The sequence below is a fragment of the Paraburkholderia bryophila genome (assembly GCF_003269035.1).
GTDB classification, from domain to species: Bacteria; Pseudomonadota; Gammaproteobacteria; order Burkholderiales; family Burkholderiaceae; genus Paraburkholderia; species Paraburkholderia bryophila.
The window spans coordinates 257,028-275,744 of the sequence record NZ_QLTK01000006.1; the positions used below are offsets into that span (position 1 = coordinate 257,028).

Genomic DNA, 18,717 nt, shown 5'->3' on the forward strand with positions numbered 1-18,717 from the left:
CGCACGCGTGCCGCTGACCGGCAGGATTCCACGCAGTAAATACAACGACGCAAAATCAAGGCATAAAAGGAGACAGGCAACATGAAGCTGAAACCACGCAAGATTCTGTTGGCACTCGCGCTGGCCGCGGCGGCTGCGGGGACCTCGGCCGTCAGCACGGCGCAGGCGGGCACACTGACGGCCAATATCGCGTTCAAGGGCGCGAGCCAGCGCGCGGTATGGCAGTCGGTGATCGACGACTTCAAGAAAGCGCATCCCGGCATCGACGTGAAGGTGTCGTTCGTCGACGAGGAAGCGTACAAGGTCCAGTTGCCGGGCTGGCTCTCGACCGTCGCCCCCGATATCGTCAACTGGCATGACGGCGAACGCATGGCGTACTACGCGCAGCGCGGCCTGTTCGAAGACCTGAGCGGCGACTGGGCAAAGAATGGCTGGAACGACATGTACGCGTCGACCAAAGAGGCGTCGTCGTATAAGGGCAAGCAGTACGCCGCGCCGACCGTGTACTACTCGTGGGGCATGTTCTATCGCAAGGACCTGTTCCAGAAGGTCGGCATTGCCGCGGAACCGAAAACCTGGGACCAGTTTCTCGACGACTGCAAGAAGCTGAAGGCGGCGGGCATCACGCCGATCGCCGTGGCGGGCCGCGATTCGTGGACGCTCGCGGGCTGGTTCGATTATCTCGACCTGCGTCTGAACGGCAATGCGTTTCATCAGAAGCTGATGGCGGGCGACATTGCGTACACCGATCCGCGTGTGAAGAAGGTCTACACGACGTGGAAGCAATTGATCGACGCCGGCTATTTCATCGACAACTCGCTCTCGTACGATCTGGATTCGGTGCAGCCGTTCCTGTTCCAGGGCAAGGCCGCGATGATGCTGATGGGCACGTTCATCACTGCGGGTTTCCCGCCGAACGTGAAGCAGGATATGGGCTATTTCCAGTTCCCGATCATCGACGCGAAGGTGCCGACCGCCGAAGACGGCCCGGTCGAATCGCTGCATATTCCGTCGAAAGCGAAGAACAAGGCCGACGCACACACCTTCCTGGCGTTCGTCGAATCGCCTGAGATCGGCGCGAAACTGGCGACCGGGCTCGGCTCGTTGTCGGCGAACAGCAAGTCGCCGGAACCGGAAGATCCCATCTCGAAGATTGGCTTCCAGATTCTCGCGAATACGAAGGGCGGCATTGCCCAGTTCTACGATCGCGATATGACCAAGGAAATGGCCGACGAAGGCATGAAGGGGATGCAGCAATTCATCTCCGATCCTTCGAAACTCGACGACGTTCTCGCGCAACTCGAGCAGACGCGTAAGCGGATCTACAAGAAGTGAGCGGTGGCGGCCGGAAGGCCGCTGTTTGTCGTGATCGAACGCATAAGTGCGTGGGACCGGAGGAAGCACCCAGGTGCTCACTCCGGTCGACAGGAGAATGATCGTGTCGCAATCCGTCACCCGCCACACTCTCGGCGGCTCTACTGAAACCGGCGGCCCGGGCTTGCCCGCAGGCGGCGCGACGCGCGGCGGTTCGCAGGCCGCCAGGCGCCGGCGCCGTCCGTCGCCGACGGCGCGCCGGCAAAGCCGTGCCGCGTTTCTGTTTCTCGCGCCCGCCTGCGTGATGGTCGCTATCTACGTGGTGTGGCCGATCCTGTCGACCATCCGCCTGAGCTTTTTCAACTGGGACGGCATGACCGACCCGTCGTTCGTCGGCCTCGCGAATTACGTGGAGTTGTTCCACACGGCGACGTTTTACACGGCGCTGAAAAACAACCTGATCTGGCTGCTGCTGTTCCTGCTCGCGCCGCCCATGGGTCTCGCCGTCGCGCTGTATCTGAATCAGGCGGTGGCCGGCATCCGCATCGTCAAGTCGCTGTTCTTCGCGCCGTTCGTGTTGTCGGGCGTGGTGGTGGGCCTGATCTTCTCGTGGTTTTACGACCCAACCTTCGGTTTGCTCGCGGTGATTCTGGGTCACGGCGTGCCGGTGCTCGGCGACCCCCGCTATGCGACGCTCGGCATCGTGTTCGCGGCACTCTGGCCGCAAACCGCCTATTGCATGATTCTTTACCTGACCGGCCTGACGTCGCTGAACGCCGAGCAGATCGAAGCCGCGCGAATGGAAGGCGCACGCGGCTGGTCGATGCTGTGGCACGTGATCCTGCCGCAATTGCGGCCCACCACGTTCATGGCGATCGTCGTCACCATCATCGGCGCGTTGCGCAGTTTCGATCTGATCTCGGTGATGACGGGCGGCGGCCCGTTCGAAAGCTCGACCGTGCTCGCTTATTACATGTACGACCAGGCGATCAAGTACTACCGCATCGGTTATTCGGCCGCGGTGGCGGTGGTGCTGTTCGCCATCATGCTGGTGTACATCGTTTATCACTTGCGGCGGATGCTGCGCGCCGAGCAATAAGGAGCCGACCATGTTTCCGATCCCCATCGACAAATGGAAGCCGGCCACACGCCGCGTCTACAAACTCACGTTGCCGTTCGCGCTGCTGATCTGGCTGCTGCCGATGATCGCCGTGCTCGTCACCTCGGTGCGTTCAACCGAAGAGTTGAGCGAAGGCAACTACTGGGGCTGGCCGAAGCACTTCGCGATGCTCGACAACTATCGCGAGGCGTTGACCACCTCGCCGATGCTGCATTACTTCTGGAATAGCGTGCTGATTACGGTGCCCGCCGTGGTGGGCTCGATCGCGTTGGCGGCCATGGCGGGATTCGCGCTGGCGATCTACCGGTTTCGCGGCAATTCGACCCTGTTCGCGACCTTCGTCGCGGGGAATTTCGTGCCGGTGCAGGTGCTGATGATTCCGGTGCGGGATCTGTCGCTACAGCTCGGCCTGTTCAACACCGTCGGCGCGCTGATTCTGTTTCATGTGTCGTTTCAGACCGGCTTCTGCGCGCTGTTCCTGCGCAATTTCATCAAGCAGTTGCCGTTCGAACTGGTCGAGGCGGCGCGGATCGAGGGCGCCAACGAGTGGACGGTGTTCTTCAGAATCGTGCTGCCGTTGATCCGGCCGGCGCTGGCGGCGTTGGCGATTCTGGTTTTCACGTTCGTGTGGAACGACTACTTCTGGGCCCTTTGCCTGACCCAGGGCGACGACGCCGCGCCGATTACCGTCGGCGTCGCCGCGCTGAAAGGACAATGGACCACGGCCTGGAATCTGGTGTCGGCGGGTTCGATACTGGCGGCGCTGCCGTCGGTCGCGATGTTTTTTGCCATGCAGAAGCATTTCGTGGCGGGTTTGACATTTGGCGCGACGAAAGGATGACCCGGGCTCAACCGGGCTAACGCGCCTCTGGCTGGATTCCTGGTGAGGGATGAGAAGGTTGCCCGCGAAAGCGGGCTTTTTTTCGTGCAGAAAAAGCGAGCTTCGCGGCTTGCGGTGGACTCGTTAGTTGACCCACGGTGCAACGCGGGGACAGAGTGGTATGCTCGGATGGCAGCGCCAGCCTGTCATTCAACGTTAGCAGCTTCGAATTCCGGGGCTGAAAAGATCAAGATAAAGAGCAACATGAGAGCCATTTCAGGGGGCATCCGCTATCTCAACCGGTTGGTGACCGACTCCGCCAGGGTGTCGGACTACAGCATGTTGGCGGTAGGTGTGATCGGCACGATCGGACATCCGGTTTACTGGCTGTGGTGGACCTTCGTGGATCCTCAGCCCAACGAAAGCCTGCTGATGCGGGCTTTTGGCACCGTCTCCTGTGCGTTGCTGCTGTTGCGCCGCTTCTGGCCGGCTTCGACGGTGCGTTTTCTGCCGTGGTATTACTTTGTAACGGTTGCCTACTCGCTGCCGTTCTTTTTCACGTATTACCTGCTGACCAGCCATTATTCGGTGATCTGGTCCATGGCCGAATTGGGGATGATGTTTTTCCTGATTGCCATCTTTCCGTCATTCGTTGCGTTGGCCATCAATCTGCTTGCCGGCCTCGGGCTGGCCGTTCTGTGCGCCAGAATCTTCGTGCCGCAAGACGTTTATGTCGACGCGCATCTGTTTATCTATACGTATCTGCCGGTTTATCTATTCGGTATTGTCGCCGGCATCACGTTCAGTTATTGCAGTGCGAAAGGGGTCGTCACGCACGCCAGGCATGGCGCGCGGCGGGCGCTTGCCGGCTCCATCGCCCAAGAAATGCGCAATCCGCTCAGCCAGTTGAGACATGTGCTGGACCGCGTGGAAGAAACGCTGCCTGCCGCCACGGACGCGGATCCGGCACCGGCTTTATCGCCCGACAAGGCGGCGGTGTTGTACCGGCATCTGGCGCACGGTCAGTCGTCGGTCGATCGCGGCCTGCGCATTATCGACACGACGTCCGACGACGTCGGCGCGTGGCCCATCGGCCCGGACCAGTTCACTTACGTGAGCGCCGCGGTGGCGACGCGCAAAGCGCTCGACGAGTACGGCTTTACCGATCAGAAGGAGCGCACCAAGGTCCGGCTGGTGGTGCTGGACGATTTCACCATCAAGGTCGACGAGACGGTCTACCTCTTCACGCTGTTCAATCTGATCAAGAACGCCCTGCATCACATGGGCGCGGATCCGCTCGCCACGCTCACGCTGACGGTCGACCGGCAAACGGTCATGGTGCACGACACCGGTCCCGGCATTGCGGCCGAGCTTCCGCCGCATCTTTTCGACGCAGTCCCTGCCGAGGGCGATCCGGTGGGCGCGGGGCTTGGTCTGGCGTACTGTCAGCGGGCCATGCGCGCGTTCGGCGGCACCATCGGCTGCCGTTCGGAAGTGGGTAAATTCACGCAGTTCACGCTGCAGTTTCCAGCCGTCTCGGAGCGCGAACTCGCGGACCACGAGCGGCGCATTTTCGAGCGCGCCACGCCGTTTTTCAACGGCAAGCGCGTTCTCATCGTCGACGACGACGCCACGCAGCGCGACAGAGTGCGCCGCGCGTTGCTGAAGGTCGGCGCGCACGTGAGCGAAGCGGCGGACGGCGCAACGTCGCTGACGCTGCTGGCTCAGTCAACGCCCTTCGACCTCGTGCTGATGGACATCAACATGCCGGTGCTGGACGGTTACACGACGACCGAAAAGATCCGCGCCGACCCCCAGAGTCCGAACGCCAACGTCCTGATCGCCGCGTACACCGTGGAACCCGGCAACCTCGCGCGCGTGCTGGCGCGGCGCGCCGGGATGGACGAGCTGGTCAATAAAGCCAGCAGCATGGTGGAACTGATCGGCGTGCTGCAGAAGCTGTTCGAGAGCGGCAGCCAGCATCATCCGAACCAGAGCTTCGACGGGTTTGTCGGCAAGACGATTCTGGTGGCCGACGACGACGTCTACAGCCGGTCGCTGGTCAAGGGCTATCTGAAGCGATGCGGCGCGAGCGTCGTCGAGGCGGATCATGGGCGCGCGGTGCTGGCGCGTCTGCATGAAGGCGTCGCGATCGACGCCATCGTGATGGACATGAACATGCCGGGCATGGGCGGCGTGGAAACCACGGCGTTGATTCGCGTGCGCACCGACCCCTATGCCAGTGTGCCGATCGTGGCCCTGACCAGCCACTCCGATATGGAAGCCGTGCAGCGCTGTCTCGCCGCGGGTATGAACGAGGTAATGATCAAGCCGGTGCAGATCGGCTCCCTGTACGCGTCGCTGTCGCGACAGTTCGCTCAGCACCGCGTCGCGAATGCGCCGGGCCGCGTGGAGCCTGCGCCCGCGCAGGAGGCGCCGGCCGCCCGGCCCGCGCCGCTCAAGGAAGGACCGTTGCTCGACGAAAAGCACCTGCAGGAACTGGTGGCGCTCGATCTGCTGGATCAGACGTTCCTCAACGGGATCGATCAGATCAGTTTGACGGTGGCGCGGCTGGCCGTCAGCGTCGCGGCCCACGACCTCGCTTCCACGCATGGCGCGTTGCATATTCTGCTTGGGGTCAGCGGCAATATCGGCGCGAAGGCGCTGCACCAGTTCGTGAGGCAGATTTATCCGCGCGTGGTGGAGGGCGAATGGCCCGTGGAGGCGGACTGGTTGGCGCGTATCTGCTCGTTGAGCAATCGTTCGGCGCCGGCGTTGCAGGCGTATTTTGCTGCGGTGAAAGCACCCCGCGATCATCGGGATGCGATAAACGATTGATCGATCGATTTTGCGTTGCAGCATGATGACTGTCCGGTCGTCATGCTGCAACGCGACGCCGGATCGGCGCCGGGGCTGCGCGCGACGCCGCAGGCCGGTGGTGCCAACTGACAGCACGCGCATAAAAAACGCGCGCCGTCAGCCGACCGGCACGCTAAGCCGTCGCCGTGGGCAGCTTCCAGCCCGCCCGGATGAAGTGACACGTGTAACCGCCCGGATTGCGTTCCAGGTAGTCCTGGTGTTCCGGTTCGGCTTCCCAGAACGGGCCGGCCGGCACGATTTCGGTGACGGCTTTGCCGGGCCACAGATCGGAAGCGTCGACATCCGCCACCGTTTTCAACGCCACCTGCTTCTGCTCGTCGCTGAGATAGAAGATCGCCGAGCGGTAGCTCGTGCCGACGTCGTTGCCCTGACGGTTCTTCGTGGTCGGATCGTGAATCTGGAAGAAAAATTCGAGGATCTGCCGATAGCTGATCCGGCTCGGATCGAACACGACCTCGATGCCTTCCGCGTGCGTGCCATGGTTGCGGTAGGTTGCGTTCGGCACATCGCCGCCGGTGTAGCCCACGCGCGTCGACAGCACGCCGGGGTAGCGGCGCAGCAGTTCCTGCATGCCCCAGAAGCAGCCGCCGGCCAGCAGGGCGGTTTCGGTTTGCGTCGTCATTTCAATCTCTCCTTGAGTGGCGTCGCGCCACGCGGCGCGCAACGCGTCGGCGAACCGGTTCGCCGTCTATCGGACAGTACGATACCGGAATGACGCCGTGCTCGCAGCGGGCCTTTAGCTTCGCCTCGACTCGACCTCGACTCCGCCGCGGTTCCGTCTTGGCTCCCCGTCAGTTCGACCTCAGTTCGACCTCAGCGGACGCAGCGGCAGAATGCATAACGCGGCGAACAGACCGAGCGCGCCGCCGAGCAGCGTTTCCCACGCGCGCGCGGCAAGCAGCGGGACCGAGTGCACGCCGCCGGCGGCCAGCGTGACGATCAGCGTGAACGCGAACGCCGCGCAGGCGACGTCGTAGCGATTGGGCAAGGCCATCGCGTAGACGATCATGGCAAGGGCGGCGGCGCCCCAAAGCAGCAGTGGCGCGTGCACGGCGAGCGGCAGGCAGGCGAGCCCGAGCGGCACGCCGATCAAAGTGCCGACGATCCGTCGGCGCACCCGCGCTATCGTGCCGCTCGCAGACCCCGCCACCACGTAGGTACACGCGGTAATCGCCCACGCCGATTCCCTGAGCCCGACCGCCTCGTTCAGGGCAACGACGACGAGCGAGCCGCTGGCCGCCTGCAGACCCATCACGAGTTCGGGCGAGAGCCCCCAGCGGCCCGCCACGTCGACGGAAGACAGCGCGGCCGGCGCGGGATGTTCAGCCGGACCGCTCAGCAGGCGGGGCACGATCGACGCCAGCATCGCGATCAATCCGGCGACGGCGACCGCGGTGAGATCGAGCGGCGTGAGGCGGGCACCGTAGGCCAGCAGTTGCCCGATATAGATTTGCGAGCCCACCCCCGCGCCGAGCAAGCCGAAGCGCTTGAGATAGCTGACGAGGAACGCGCCCGTCACCAGAGTCAATTCGGGTCCCGCCGTGGCGACTGCCCGCAGCGCTGGGGAAAGCGCGACGAATAGCGACGCGCCAAACGCCGCGGCTGCACAGAGCACGATCAGATCCCGGCTGGATTCGGCGCGCGTGGCGCGCGCCTCCGAGACGCTTGCCCATAGCGCAAAGCCGCCGGCGAGCGATCCCACCGACACCGCGCTGGGCAGGCCATGCGTAACGTCCTGCAACGTGCCGAGCGCGGCCGCGATTCCATACGCGGTGACGAGCCGCAAGCCTTTGATCCGGCGGTGCGTGCCCGGATCGATCTGCTCCAGCCAGCGGAGGGCGGACTTGACCAACGAGCTCAGCTCGGCGAATCCATGCCCGATTGCTGGTAATTCTGAATGCCGACCTTGTCGATCAGATCGAGATTCGTTTCGAGCCAGTCGATGTGCTCTTCGGTCTCATCGAGAATGTGGACGAGAATTTCGCGCGAAATGAAATCCCGCACCGATTCGCAATAAGCAATGCCTTCCTTGCAGGTCGACTGCGAGATCCGTTCGAGCTTCAGATCGCATTCGAGAATCTCCTTCGTTTCCTCGCCGATCAGCAGCTTATGCAGGTCCTGCAGATTGGGTAAGCCGTCGAGCATGAAGATACGGTTGATCAGCAGATCGGCGTGCTTCATCTCGCCGATCGATTCGTCGTACTCGTGCTTGCCCAGTTTTTCCAGTCCCCAGTGCCGATACATGCGTGCGTGCAGGAAATACTGATTGATCACGGTCAGCTCGTTCTTGAGTTGCGAGTTCAGATATTCGAGGACCTTTGGATCGCTTTGCATGAAGCCTCCCTGGGGGTTCGGGAAACGTTAGGGAAACGCCGCGGCGGACCCGGCGCTTTATCGGGTAAATCGTTCTGACGAGGTGTCGGCGGCTGGTCTGAGGATTACCGCGATTCGCGCACATACCCCGGACCTGTTAGACCAGCTTAGTGGATTACGCACTCAATGCTCAGAATGAGAATTGAAATCGTTATCGCGATGTAATCGATCTGTAGGACACAGCTGTTTCGCTTTTTTGAAGCGGTGCTGTTTGCGCTCCGCGCAGCGCCCTAATGCAAGTCGCGCGGCAGTGCAAAAGCGAGCTTCCGTTTTAACGCCTTACCGATCGGTCCGATTTCCCCCCGCTCTACCGTGCCAAACGGGCACAGACTCGCCGCCGTCCAGCGCCGCGAAAGCGAGTAGATAATGTGAGCGATCGCTCATAAATTAGAGGCATTCACCCTCAACCGGAATTCACACGATTCCGCCCGATGGGTCCGGTGCCGCGGTCGCCGGACTCAGGCAACGGGAACCGGCCGCAAGGAGCGACGTATCGATGCGAGTCATCATTGCAGGCGGCGGCATCGTCGGACTGACGGCGGGTATCGCGTTCAAGGCGATCGGCTGGGACGTGCTGGTATGCGAACAGGCACCGGAGATTCGTGCGGCGGGCGCGGCCATCGGCTTGTGGCGCAACGCGCTGGACGTATTCTCGGAGGTCGGTGTGGGCGATGCGATCCACGAATTCGGCATGCCCATCGAAACATGGTTCTACGATGCCGCCGGCGCGCGCTTCAGGGCACCCGGCTTCGAGTTGGCCGATCATGAATTTCTGCTGGTGCCGCGTCCCGAGTTGAATCGCTTGCTGGCCGCGGCGGTCGGGCTAGAGAACATTCGCGTCGACACCCGTGTCGCGGCGTTCGAGGAACGCGCGGATCACGTCGCGGTGAGCTTGAGCGACGGCACGCTCGAACACGCCGATCTGCTGCTGGGCGCGGATGGCGCCTACTCGGCGGTGCGTGCGCAACTGGTGCCCGGCTATGCCGCTCGCGAGCACATAGGTCACCACGTATGGCGCGGCATGCTAGCCGCGGGCGACGAACCCGCCGAAGGCTCGGTCCTTACCGTCGGGCATCGACGCACGCGCGGCGGCTACACGCGCACATACGGCGATCAGGTCGTCTGGATGGTGAATCAGTTCGACAGTGCGACGCCCGTCGGCACGAAGAAGGAAGAGGCCTTGCTGCGCGCCGCGAATCTCAACGACAACGGCTGGAGCGATCCGCTGGTGAAACTGATCGAGCGGACGCCGGAAGCGCAGATCCTGCACAACCCGATCATGTTCGTGCCCGCGCTGCCGCGCTGGACGTCCGCGCGCGTCGCGCTGATCGGCGATGCGGCGCATGCGCTCTCGCCGCATATCTCGGCGGGCGGCACGCTAGGCGTGGAGGATGTGCGCGTGCTGATTCAGGCGCTGCGCAAACACGATGCACTCGCAGCGGCTCTCCCGGCGTATGAAAGCAACCGGATGCCTCACTACGCGCGCGTACACGAACTGGCCTACGCCGTGGAGCTGGCGCAAGACGCCCGCGAATACGCGCGGGAATACGCCCGCTTCAGCCACTGGATGCTCAACGACGACTACCAGGCGTCGCGCGCATGAATTCGACCGGTCAGGCCGAACGGCCGCTATTTCACGCAGCGGCTCGTCCGGCTTGTCCGGCTCAGGCAGCGATTATCAGTACGCGCCCATGTAGTCGCGCTTGCCGATCTCGACACCGTTGTGGCGCAGAATCGCGTACGCCGTGGTGACGTGGAAGAAGAACTGCGGCAGACCGTAGTGCTGCAGATAGGCGCTGCCCACCAGCTTCTTCTCTTTCGGCGTGCCGGGACGCAGCACGATTTCCTTGTTCTCGCTGCCTTCGAATTGCGCGGCCTCGAGCGTGCCGATGTACGTCAACGCCTTGGCGAGCAGCGCCTGCAGGTCGGCGAACGTGACTTCCGTGTCGGGCCACGACGGCACTTCCACGCCGGCGAGGCGCGAGCTGACGCCCTTGCTGAAGTCGGCGGCGATCTGTACCTGGCGCACCAGCGGGAACATGTCCGGGAACAGGCGCGCCTGCAGCAATGCGTTCGGCTCGATGTTGCGTTCGGTCGCGTGGGCTTCGGCTTTCTTCAGCACTTCGGACAACGCGGTCAGCATCTGCTTGAAAACGGGAACGGATGCGCTGTACATGGAATTCGTCATGGTTACTCTTTCATTCGAGGTTGGAGGCCGGCGCGGGAAATGCCGCATCGGCCAGGAGTAGGGGCGGGTAAACGAGCGGGCTCGTGTAGCGCGGCTCGGCCAAGGCTGCATGCGCCGACGATCATGGCACCTCGACGGCGTCTTCCTGGCACCGGACGAGCGCATGAAGCGCCGGAAGATTACCATTGTGTGGCCCAACTATGTCATGCGGAACCGGCCTTAGTTTTTATTGATGCGCTGCCATCAAATAAAGCTATTTCCGCCCGGCGTTGCCTGACACTACGATGTGAGCAAGGCGCATTGCCTGTACCCCACACAGGCCGAGTCGTAGAGCACAAACGATCCAAGGAGCGAGCGCATGTCGACTGAAGCGAAGTGTCCGTTTAACCATACCGCTGGTAGTGGTACGTCGAATCGGGACTGGTGGCCCAATCAGCTGAACCTGAAGATACTGCATCAGCATTCGTCCCTGTCCGACCCGATGGACAAGGACTTCAACTACGCGCAAGCGTTCAAGAGCCTCGATCTCGCGGCCGTGAAAAAAGACCTGCTGGCGGTGATGACCGACTCGCAGGCCTGGTGGCCGGCGGACTTCGGTCACTACGGGCCGTTTTTCATTCGCATGGCATGGCACAGCGCCGGCACCTATCGCACCGGCGACGGCCGTGGCGGCGCGGGCTCCGGTCAGCAACGTTTCGCGCCGCTCAATAGCTGGCCCGACAACGTCAGCCTCGACAAGGCACGCCGGCTGATCTGGCCGGTCAAGCAGAAATATGGCAACAAGATTTCGTGGGCCGACCTGATCGTGCTGACGGGCAATGTCGCGCTGGAATCGATGGGTTTCAAGACCTTCGGTTTCGCCGGCGGCCGTGAGGACGTGTGGGAACCGGACGAAGATGTGTATTGGGGTTCCGAAACCACGTGGCTCGGTGGCGATAAGCGCTATTCCGGCGTGCGTGACCTCGAAAACCCGCTCGGCGCCGTGCAGATGGGTCTCATCTACGTCAACCCCGAAGGCCCGAACGGCAACCCTGATCCGCTCAAGGCGGCGGTGGATATTCGCGAGACGTTCGCTCGCATGGCCATGAACGACGAGGAAACCGTGGCGCTCATCGCCGGCGGTCACACATTCGGCAAAACGCACGGCGCGGGTCCCGCGTCGCATGTCGGTGTCGAACCGGAGGCGGGCAGTATCGAAGATCAGGGTTTCGGCTGGAAGAGCACCTTCGGCACGGGCAAGGGCGCCGATGCGATTTCGAGCGGGCTGGAAGTAATCTGGACCACCACGCCGACCCAATGGGGCAACGGCTTTTTCGAAAACCTGTTCCGCTACGACTGGGAATTGACCAAGAGCCCGGCCGGCGCGCATCAATGGAAGCCGAAGGGCGACGCCGGCGTGGATACCGTGCCGGATCCGCATGATTCGACGAAACGCCGCACACCGTCGATGCTGACCACCGACCTCGCATTGCGCTTCGATCCCGCTTACGAAAAAATTTCGCGGCGCTTCTACGAGAACCCCGATCAGCTGGCCGACGCATTCGCGCGCGCGTGGTTCAAGTTGACGCACCGCGACATGGGTCCGCTTGCGCGCTATCTCGGCCCGGAAGTGCCAACGGAAGAGTTGCTCTGGCAAGACCCGATCCCCGCGGTCAATCACGAACTGATCAACGCACAAGATGTCGCCGAGCTGAAGAGCAAGGTGCTGGCGTCGGGGTTGCCGGTGTCGCAACTGGTATCGACGGCGTGGGCGTCGGCGTCCACCTTCCGCGGCTCCGACAAGCGCGGCGGCGCGAATGGCGCGCGCATTCGTCTTGCACCGCAAAAAGATTGGCAGGTGAACCAGCCGGCGCGACTGGCGAGCGTGCTGAAGACGCTGGAGGGTATCCAGAGCGAGTTCAACAGCGCGCAGTCCGGCGGCAAGCGCGTGTCGCTGGCCGACCTGATCGTGCTGGCCGGTGCCGCGGGCGTCGAGCAGGCGGCGAAAAATGCCGGGCATGCGGTCACGGTGCCGTTCTCGCCGGGGCGGATGGATGCTTCGCAGGAGCAGACCGATCTCGAGTCGTTCGCTGTGCTCGAACCGATCGCCGACGGGTTCCGCAACTATCTGAAAGGCAAATACACCGTCACGGCCGAGGCGTTACTGGTCGATAAAGCGCAACAGCTGACGCTTTCCGCGCCGGAACTGACCGCGCTGGTGGGCGGCATGCGCGTGCTGAACGCCAACTACGACGAGAGCCAGCACGGCGTGTTCACGAAGCGTCCGGAAACGTTGACGAACGACTTCTTCGTCAATCTGCTCGACATGCGTACGGAGTGGAAGCCGGTATCGGACGAGAAGGACGTGTTCGAAGGCTTCGACCGCGCAACCGGTCAGTTGAAGTGGACCGGCACGCGCGTCGATCTGATCTTCGGGTCGAACGCGCAACTGCGTGCGGTGGCCGAGGTGTACGGCAGTTCGGATGCGCAGGAGAAGTTCGTGCACGACTTTGTCGCGGCCTGGGGCAAGGTGATGAACCTGGATCGCTTCGACCTGGCGTAAAGCGGGCGTTGTGGTGGACTGTTGTGATGGGCATTGGACCGTAGCGGTTCGATGCTGAAGCAAAAACGGCTGATCGCAAGATCAGCCGTTTTTTTATTGCGCGCCGGGCGGTGTGCCGGTGAGCCGCTATCATCGTCGTTCGTCCCCCAGGAGAACAAAAGATGCAGCGACCGGAATTCATCAAACACTGGACCGAACTGGAAGAACCCAACGCGCACTCCTATAGCGGCTCCGACGAGTTGATGGCAATCGACTCGCCGCTATCCGCCGCGTTGGGCATTACGCGCATTGGTATTCATCATGTACGGCTTTTGCCGGGGCGGCGCTCTTCGTATCCGCACTGCGAAAGTACCGAGCAGGAATTCGTCTACGTGCTGCACGGCACGCCCGATGTGTGGATCGACGGTGTGCTTCATCCGCTGGTCGAGGGCGACTCGGTGGGGTTTCCGTCGGGCACCGGGATCTGCCATACGTTCATCAACAATAGCAAAGAAGAAGTCCGGTTGATGGTAATCGGCGAGCGTCCGCGCGCCGACAACCTGATTCACTATCCGCTCAATGAGGCGCACCTGAAAACGCGCACGGATCAATGGACGGACTGGCCGAGCCGACCGCTCGGGGACCATGACGGCATGCCGGATTAGGACGGAAGCTCGCCAACGGCAATTTGCCGGGCGGTGGACGCGATGAAAAGAGTCCGCGGCACGTTTTCGTCTTTGAAGAAGACAGCAATGCGCGCGTTGCCTTTCGAACCGGTCACGCCGTCTGGTTTACTGCGCGCTCGCGGTCGTTGCATTCGCAACCGCCGCGCCCTTCATTTTCCGCACCGCGTCGGCCGCCGAAGGCGCCAGGTTCTGTTTGGCCAGCGACGCATCGAACGCTTCGCTGCGCGCGCGTTTCGCCTGTTCGTAATCGGCGTCCAGTTCGGCGATCCGCCGGTCGTACCAGCTTTTCACGCAAGCCTGATCGTTGCAGTGATGTTGCCGCCACAACCATTGCTGGGTGCGTGCGGCTTCGAGCGCGCCGGCGTCGAGTGTGGTGTCTCGGGCCTGTTGCCATGCCGTGGCGAGACGGTCGTCCAATGCCGACAGAGCGGGGTCCTTGCAGACGATCTTTTCCGATGCCGACGACTTGCCGTTGCACTTGAAACTCGCCGCCGACGCATCCGCGGCAAGGGTCGCGCCGGCGATCAACAGACCGATCGAGAATAACGCGGACGGTTTCGCGAGGCGTTGAAGCGTGGAAGAGAAAACAGGTTTGAAAGTGGACATGCCGAGCCTCTATTCAGGTAAGTAACCAGGCTGACGCGTGGCGCGAAATAGCCGTACCTGCCGCCACGCATTCAGGAATGCGATTGCCGCGTCGGCAGAATAGGGCGAGCGCGAATTTGCGATTGACGGAGAACGCGGCGTGATCCGGAGGTGATTACAAGAAATTGCTTTTTGTCTTCGCTGCTACAGGTCGAGGAGCTTGCGCTCGCGTTAGCGTTCGTGCTGGTGATGGTGCTGGTGCTGGTGCGGCGTTCAATCCACATTGAAATGCACGCGAATGTCCTGTCGGCTTTCGACCGGATGGCCCGTCTGCATGGCCGGTGAGAAGCGCCATTTGTGCAGCACTTCAAGCAGGATCTGGTTGAGACGCGGGTTCGGCGTGGGCCTGATGAGATCGACGTCGATCGAGCCGTCGGAGTGAATCGTGAAGCGTGCGGTCGCAACCGTTTGATAGGCCTGCTCGCGTAGATCGTCGGGTAGGTCGGGTAAGGGTTGTGCAATGGGGTGTGCAGCCGTGTCGCCCGTCGATGCGTTCTGTTTTTCGTCGGCTGGCGCTGGCGGAGCATGCGTAGCCGATTCGGCCGTCGGCCCCGATTCGCTCGTTGCCGACGGCGGACTCGACACGGTGCTCACCGTGTTTTGAGCTGGACGTGCATCGGCAGGCTTCGGCGCGATGTGTTGCGGCAATGCATCAGGGCGAGGCGCGACCGGTTTCGCCGGCTTGACTACCGGTTGATTCGCCGCGCGCAGGACGTGACTTACCGGCTCTTTCGGCTGCGGAGCAGGCGGAGGTTCGAGTTCCACCACGCGCATTTCCAAGGGTGGCTCGTGCGGCGGCACCGGCGCCGACGTCCCCAACCAATGGCCCAGCGCAACGAGAACCGTAAACCAAACCAGCGCCGCAACGACAACCGCCAACACCATTCGCATGGTCGGCGCAGCGTCGATAAAACCCGCCAAACGCATCCGGCTACTCACGATGAACCGCTACCAGAAAATGCGCCGCCCCGGCCCGGCGCGCGGCCAGCATCGCCTGAACGACCACGCCATGACCCGCGGCATCGTCGGCGGCGATTATGACATCGCCATCGGCTTGCAGCAGACGTTTGACGGTCGGCTCGACCTGATCCTCCGACACGCGCTGACGATTGACGAACACGTCGTTGTGGCTGTCCACCGAAATAGTCAGCGGCTCATGCGCACTCATCTTCTGCGCTTGCCCGACCGGCAGCGTGATCTTGACCGCGTCGAGCCGCTGCATTGCCAGCGAAGCCAGCATGAACGTGGCCAGCAGAAAGAACATCACATCGATCATCGGAATGATTTCGATGCGACCGCGCCTGGCCGCGCGCGAGCGCTTGAATTTCACGGCTGCGCTCCTGCGTCCGTGGCGGTAAGACGCACTTCGCTGAGCCGCGCATTCGCGAACGATTCGAGTTCGTCCATCAGACGCTCGAGCCGGCGCGAAAAATAGTTGAACGCAAACAGCGCGAACAGCGCAACCACGAGCCCGATCGCGGTCGCCACCAGCGACTGCGCGACGCCGCCGGTCACACCGCCCGGATCGACGAGTCCTGAGCCGCCGAACAACTGGAACGAATGCATCATGCCGACGATCGTGCCGAGCAAACCCAGCAAAGGCGCCGCGGTCACAATGGTTTCGAGCACCCAGAAGCCCTTGCTCATCTCGCGCTCGATCTGCGAGGCCAAGGCTTCCGCCCTGGCCTCGCGCAACCAGAGCGGCGCCGACGGATCGGGCGTCCACGGTGAGTTCATGCGCCTGAACGCGTTCTGCCTGGCGGCTTCCTTCAGGCGCTCTTCCCAATCGATACGCGAACCCGGCATGCCGATTTCGTCGGCGTTGCGTATTGCCGTGGGCAAACGTCCAAAGCGCAAAAATACATAGGCACGATCGAGCACGATCGCCACCGCCAGCACGGCCAGGATCGTGAGCGGATAGATGACCCATCCGCCCACGCGTACCGCCGCCAGGATATTCGTCCAATCTTGCATGACCGACCTCTTCGCTCCCTGACCGTTTTAGAAATGCTTGGTGATGCCGGCATAGACGGCGAAATGCGGACCGTACTGCGGCGCACCGACGCCGATGCCCGAGCCGTCGCGCAACTCGTACACGCGGTTGAAGGCGTTGATCAGCATCAGGCGTGCATCGAATTTGCCGACCAGCGGCTGGTTGAAATGCTGGATCACGCCGAGATTGACCTGCGCGTAGACCGGCAGGCGATCGGTGTTGGCAAAGCCGCTGCGCAGGCCGGTGCCGACGAGGCCGTCGAACGTGAAGGTGGTTCGGCCGAGATCGTAGGTGCCACCGAACGACGCGGTGATGCGCTGATCGTGGTCCAGGTACACCCAGTGGCTGTTGATGTAGGCCAACTCGGTCGGGTCGAAATTGAATTGCGCGGAATCGATCTGCGTGCCCTGCGCGCGGCTGTAAGCGAGATTCAGATACGCGGACGCGTTGTCCTGTTTGTAGTTCGCCGTGAACTCGAGACCGTACACGCGCCCGAGCCGATAGTTGAACGGCGTATAGATGAGCGCGGAACCGAATTGCCCTTCGTCGAGCAGGTTGGTGGATTTCTTGTAGTACGCGTCGAGGCCGATCGTCACGTTCGAACCGAGCCGCTGCGTCACGCCGAGATCGAAATAGTGGCTGCGTTCGGGCTGCACCGGATCGTTCAGACTCGACGGACTCTGGTTGGTCGTCCCATTGAAGCGGCTGATGGTCGAGCCGGATACCAGTTCGAAAGCGGGCGGCGTGAAATAGCGCGCGTAGCCGGCGTGAAACGTCGTGGTCGGTGTGAGTGCGTAGACCAGTCCGATGCGCGGGCTCAACTGACTCGCGCTCACATACTCGTCCATCTTGTCGTAACGCAGGCCGTAATTGAGCGTGAGCTTGCTGGTGAGTTTCCACTCGTCCTGAACGTAAGCGCTATACAGGTAGCCGGTTTTGCTGCTCGAGTCCGGAATATTGAAAGGCTGGTCGGAGGCCTGGGTGCCGGTGCTGTCGGTGGCGAATACGTTCACGCTGTCGTTGAACACCGCATGTTCCTGCTGGAAGAACACGCCGGCGCGGATCGTATGTTTGTCGTTCAGCCGCCATGTGGTGTCCACCTGCGCGCCATTCGCCGAGTTGCTGTGAAAGTCCTGCGACGCCACGCCGTTGAACAGCAGATCGCCCACCGGATCCGGATTGAACTGGGTGCGCGTGTAGCGGGTGAACAGCGCGACCTGATAGTCCAGCGCGCCGCCGTTGGTGCCCTGCAACGCGACCACCGCGAAGTTGTTCAGCTCGGATTGCGTTTCGTTCAATTGACTCGAATTGAACGTGTTGTTGCCGTTCAACGTGAAGTTGGTGGCCAGCCCCGGCGTGTTGGGAATTTCGAACTGGTTGCTGGTGGTGCCGAACATCAGGCTCACGCGCGTGAGCGGGTTGATGATGTACGACATGTAGCCGAACGCGTCGCCCTGACGCGTGTGGTCGTGAATGGCGTTCGCGCTGGAAGTCGGATTCTCGATGCCGAGATTGTTGACGCCGAGCGAGCCGCTGAAGTAGTAGCTGAACGGACCTTGCGTGCCGAACACGTCGGCGCTGGTCTTGAGCGTTTGATGGCTACCGCCGAACACGCTGACGGAGCCGCCGTCGCCGGCGTCGCCCGACTTCGTGCGAATGTCCACTACGCCCGCGGTGCGATAGCCGTACTGCGCCGGCAGCGCGCCGGTCAGCAGATTCACCTGATCGATGATGCGCGTATCGAGCGCCTGCCCGAAGCCGCTGATCGGCTCGGGAATGATGATGCCGTTGATCCGGTATTGCAGATTGGCGTGGTCGCCGCGTACGTGCAACTGCCCGTACGAGTCGCTGGCCACGCCGGGCGCTTGCAGCAGCACCTGATTCAACGGCGTGTCCTGGCCTGCGGGCAGCGCGTCGATGTCGGCCTGGCTGAAGCGATACACGCTGCTGCCGGTCTCCGGCAACAAGCCGTTGCGCGCGCGATCGAGCCGCCTGGCGTTCACCTGCACGTCGAGCGTGTCGCTCTTCGCGAGCTTGCCGACGGGTTTGTCCGCCTTGTCGGTAACAGCGCCGGTCGCTGGGCTTTCATCGGTTGCGGCATGGGCATGAGCGGCGATAGCGAACAGCAGCAAAGCTGCATGAGAGACACGCGTGCGGTTTTTCATCGTTATGGAGGT

16 protein-coding genes are annotated in these 18,717 nt (G+C 62.3%); 7 read left to right on the forward strand and 9 right to left on the reverse strand.

Annotated features, from left to right (window positions below):
* The first annotated feature begins 81 nt into the window (after nucleotides 1-81).
* The 4 genes from BX591_RS13170 (at nucleotide 82) to BX591_RS13185 (ending at nucleotide 6,092) form a co-directional block, all read left to right on the forward strand.
* Nucleotides 82-1,335, forward strand: coding sequence for an ABC transporter substrate-binding protein (locus BX591_RS13170; protein ID WP_111931872.1), 1,254 nt, complete (start codon nucleotides 82-84; stop codon nucleotides 1,333-1,335).
* Between the two features lie 97 nt (nucleotides 1,336-1,432).
* The gene (locus tag BX591_RS13175; protein WP_111931873.1) at nucleotides 1,433-2,413 is read left to right on the forward strand and encodes a carbohydrate ABC transporter permease; all 981 of its coding nucleotides are present in this window, start codon (nucleotides 1,433-1,435) and stop codon (nucleotides 2,411-2,413) included.
* A 10-nt stretch (nucleotides 2,414-2,423) separates the two neighbouring features.
* A complete protein-coding gene (locus tag BX591_RS13180; protein ID WP_111931874.1) occupies nucleotides 2,424-3,275 on the forward strand; it encodes a carbohydrate ABC transporter permease in 852 nt (283 codons plus the stop codon).
* A gap of 243 nt (nucleotides 3,276-3,518) precedes the next feature.
* On the forward strand, nucleotides 3,519-6,092 hold the full coding sequence (locus tag BX591_RS13185; protein ID WP_111931875.1) for a hybrid sensor histidine kinase/response regulator: 2,574 nt from the start codon (nucleotides 3,519-3,521) through the stop codon (nucleotides 6,090-6,092).
* Between the two features lie 154 nt (nucleotides 6,093-6,246).
* On the opposite strand, the gene msrA is transcribed toward BX591_RS13185, so the two are convergent.
* The 3 genes from msrA to bfr form a co-directional block, all read right to left on the reverse strand.
* Nucleotides 6,247-6,756 carry a peptide-methionine (S)-S-oxide reductase MsrA gene (msrA, locus tag BX591_RS13190; RefSeq protein WP_111931876.1) on the reverse strand — a complete coding sequence of 170 codons (510 nt, stop codon included), beginning with the start codon at nucleotides 6,754-6,756 and terminating at the stop codon, nucleotides 6,247-6,249.
* 180 nt (nucleotides 6,757-6,936) lie between these two features.
* Nucleotides 6,937-7,986: an FUSC family protein gene (locus BX591_RS13195; protein ID WP_244146996.1), complete on the reverse strand. Its 1,050-nt coding sequence runs from the start codon at nucleotides 7,984-7,986 to the stop codon at nucleotides 6,937-6,939.
* A gap of 5 nt (nucleotides 7,987-7,991) precedes the next feature.
* The gene (gene bfr / locus BX591_RS13200) at nucleotides 7,992-8,468 is read right to left on the reverse strand and encodes a bacterioferritin (protein WP_111931878.1); all 477 of its coding nucleotides are present in this window, start codon (nucleotides 8,466-8,468) and stop codon (nucleotides 7,992-7,994) included.
* Nucleotides 8,469-9,003: 535 nt separating this feature from the next.
* Between bfr and BX591_RS13205 the strand changes: the two genes are divergently transcribed.
* A complete protein-coding gene (locus BX591_RS13205) occupies nucleotides 9,004-10,110 on the forward strand; it encodes an FAD-dependent oxidoreductase (protein WP_111931879.1) in 1,107 nt (368 codons plus the stop codon).
* 75 nt (nucleotides 10,111-10,185) lie between these two features.
* Here BX591_RS13205 and BX591_RS13210 read toward each other — a convergent pair whose 3' ends face one another.
* Complete coding sequence (locus BX591_RS13210) at nucleotides 10,186-10,695, reverse strand: DUF1993 domain-containing protein (protein WP_111931880.1); 510 nt, start codon at nucleotides 10,693-10,695, stop codon at nucleotides 10,186-10,188.
* 358 nt (nucleotides 10,696-11,053) lie between these two features.
* Here BX591_RS13210 and katG point away from each other — a divergent pair, with 358 nt between their 5' ends.
* Nucleotides 11,054-13,237, forward strand: coding sequence for a catalase/peroxidase HPI (gene katG / locus BX591_RS13215; protein WP_111931881.1), 2,184 nt, complete (start codon nucleotides 11,054-11,056; stop codon nucleotides 13,235-13,237).
* A 161-nt stretch (nucleotides 13,238-13,398) separates the two neighbouring features.
* Nucleotides 13,399-13,881: a cupin domain-containing protein gene (locus tag BX591_RS13220; RefSeq protein ID WP_111931882.1), complete on the forward strand. Its 483-nt coding sequence runs from the start codon at nucleotides 13,399-13,401 to the stop codon at nucleotides 13,879-13,881.
* A 126-nt stretch (nucleotides 13,882-14,007) separates the two neighbouring features.
* Here BX591_RS13220 and BX591_RS13225 read toward each other — a convergent pair whose 3' ends face one another.
* The 5 genes from BX591_RS13225 to BX591_RS13245 all read right to left on the reverse strand — a co-directional run bounded on the left by BX591_RS13225 (nucleotide 14,008) and on the right by BX591_RS13245 (nucleotide 18,705).
* Nucleotides 14,008-14,508 carry a lysozyme inhibitor LprI family protein gene (locus BX591_RS13225; protein ID WP_111931883.1) on the reverse strand — a complete coding sequence of 167 codons (501 nt, stop codon included), beginning with the start codon at nucleotides 14,506-14,508 and terminating at the stop codon, nucleotides 14,008-14,010.
* 252 nt (nucleotides 14,509-14,760) lie between these two features.
* Nucleotides 14,761-15,321 carry an energy transducer TonB gene (locus tag BX591_RS13230; RefSeq protein WP_244147005.1) on the reverse strand — a complete coding sequence of 187 codons (561 nt, stop codon included), beginning with the start codon at nucleotides 15,319-15,321 and terminating at the stop codon, nucleotides 14,761-14,763.
* Between the two features lie 157 nt (nucleotides 15,322-15,478).
* Nucleotides 15,479-15,877, reverse strand: coding sequence for an ExbD/TolR family protein (locus BX591_RS13235; RefSeq protein WP_111931885.1), 399 nt, complete (start codon nucleotides 15,875-15,877; stop codon nucleotides 15,479-15,481).
* Nucleotides 15,874-16,521, reverse strand: a complete 648-nt coding sequence (locus BX591_RS13240) for a MotA/TolQ/ExbB proton channel family protein (protein WP_111931886.1) — start codon at nucleotides 16,519-16,521, stop codon at nucleotides 15,874-15,876. Before BX591_RS13240 ends, BX591_RS13235 begins: the two co-directional genes overlap by 4 nt.
* Before the next feature lie 27 nt (nucleotides 16,522-16,548).
* Nucleotides 16,549-18,705, reverse strand: coding sequence for a TonB-dependent receptor (locus tag BX591_RS13245; RefSeq protein WP_111931887.1), 2,157 nt, complete (start codon nucleotides 18,703-18,705; stop codon nucleotides 16,549-16,551).
* Between the last annotated feature and the right edge of the window lie 12 nt (nucleotides 18,706-18,717).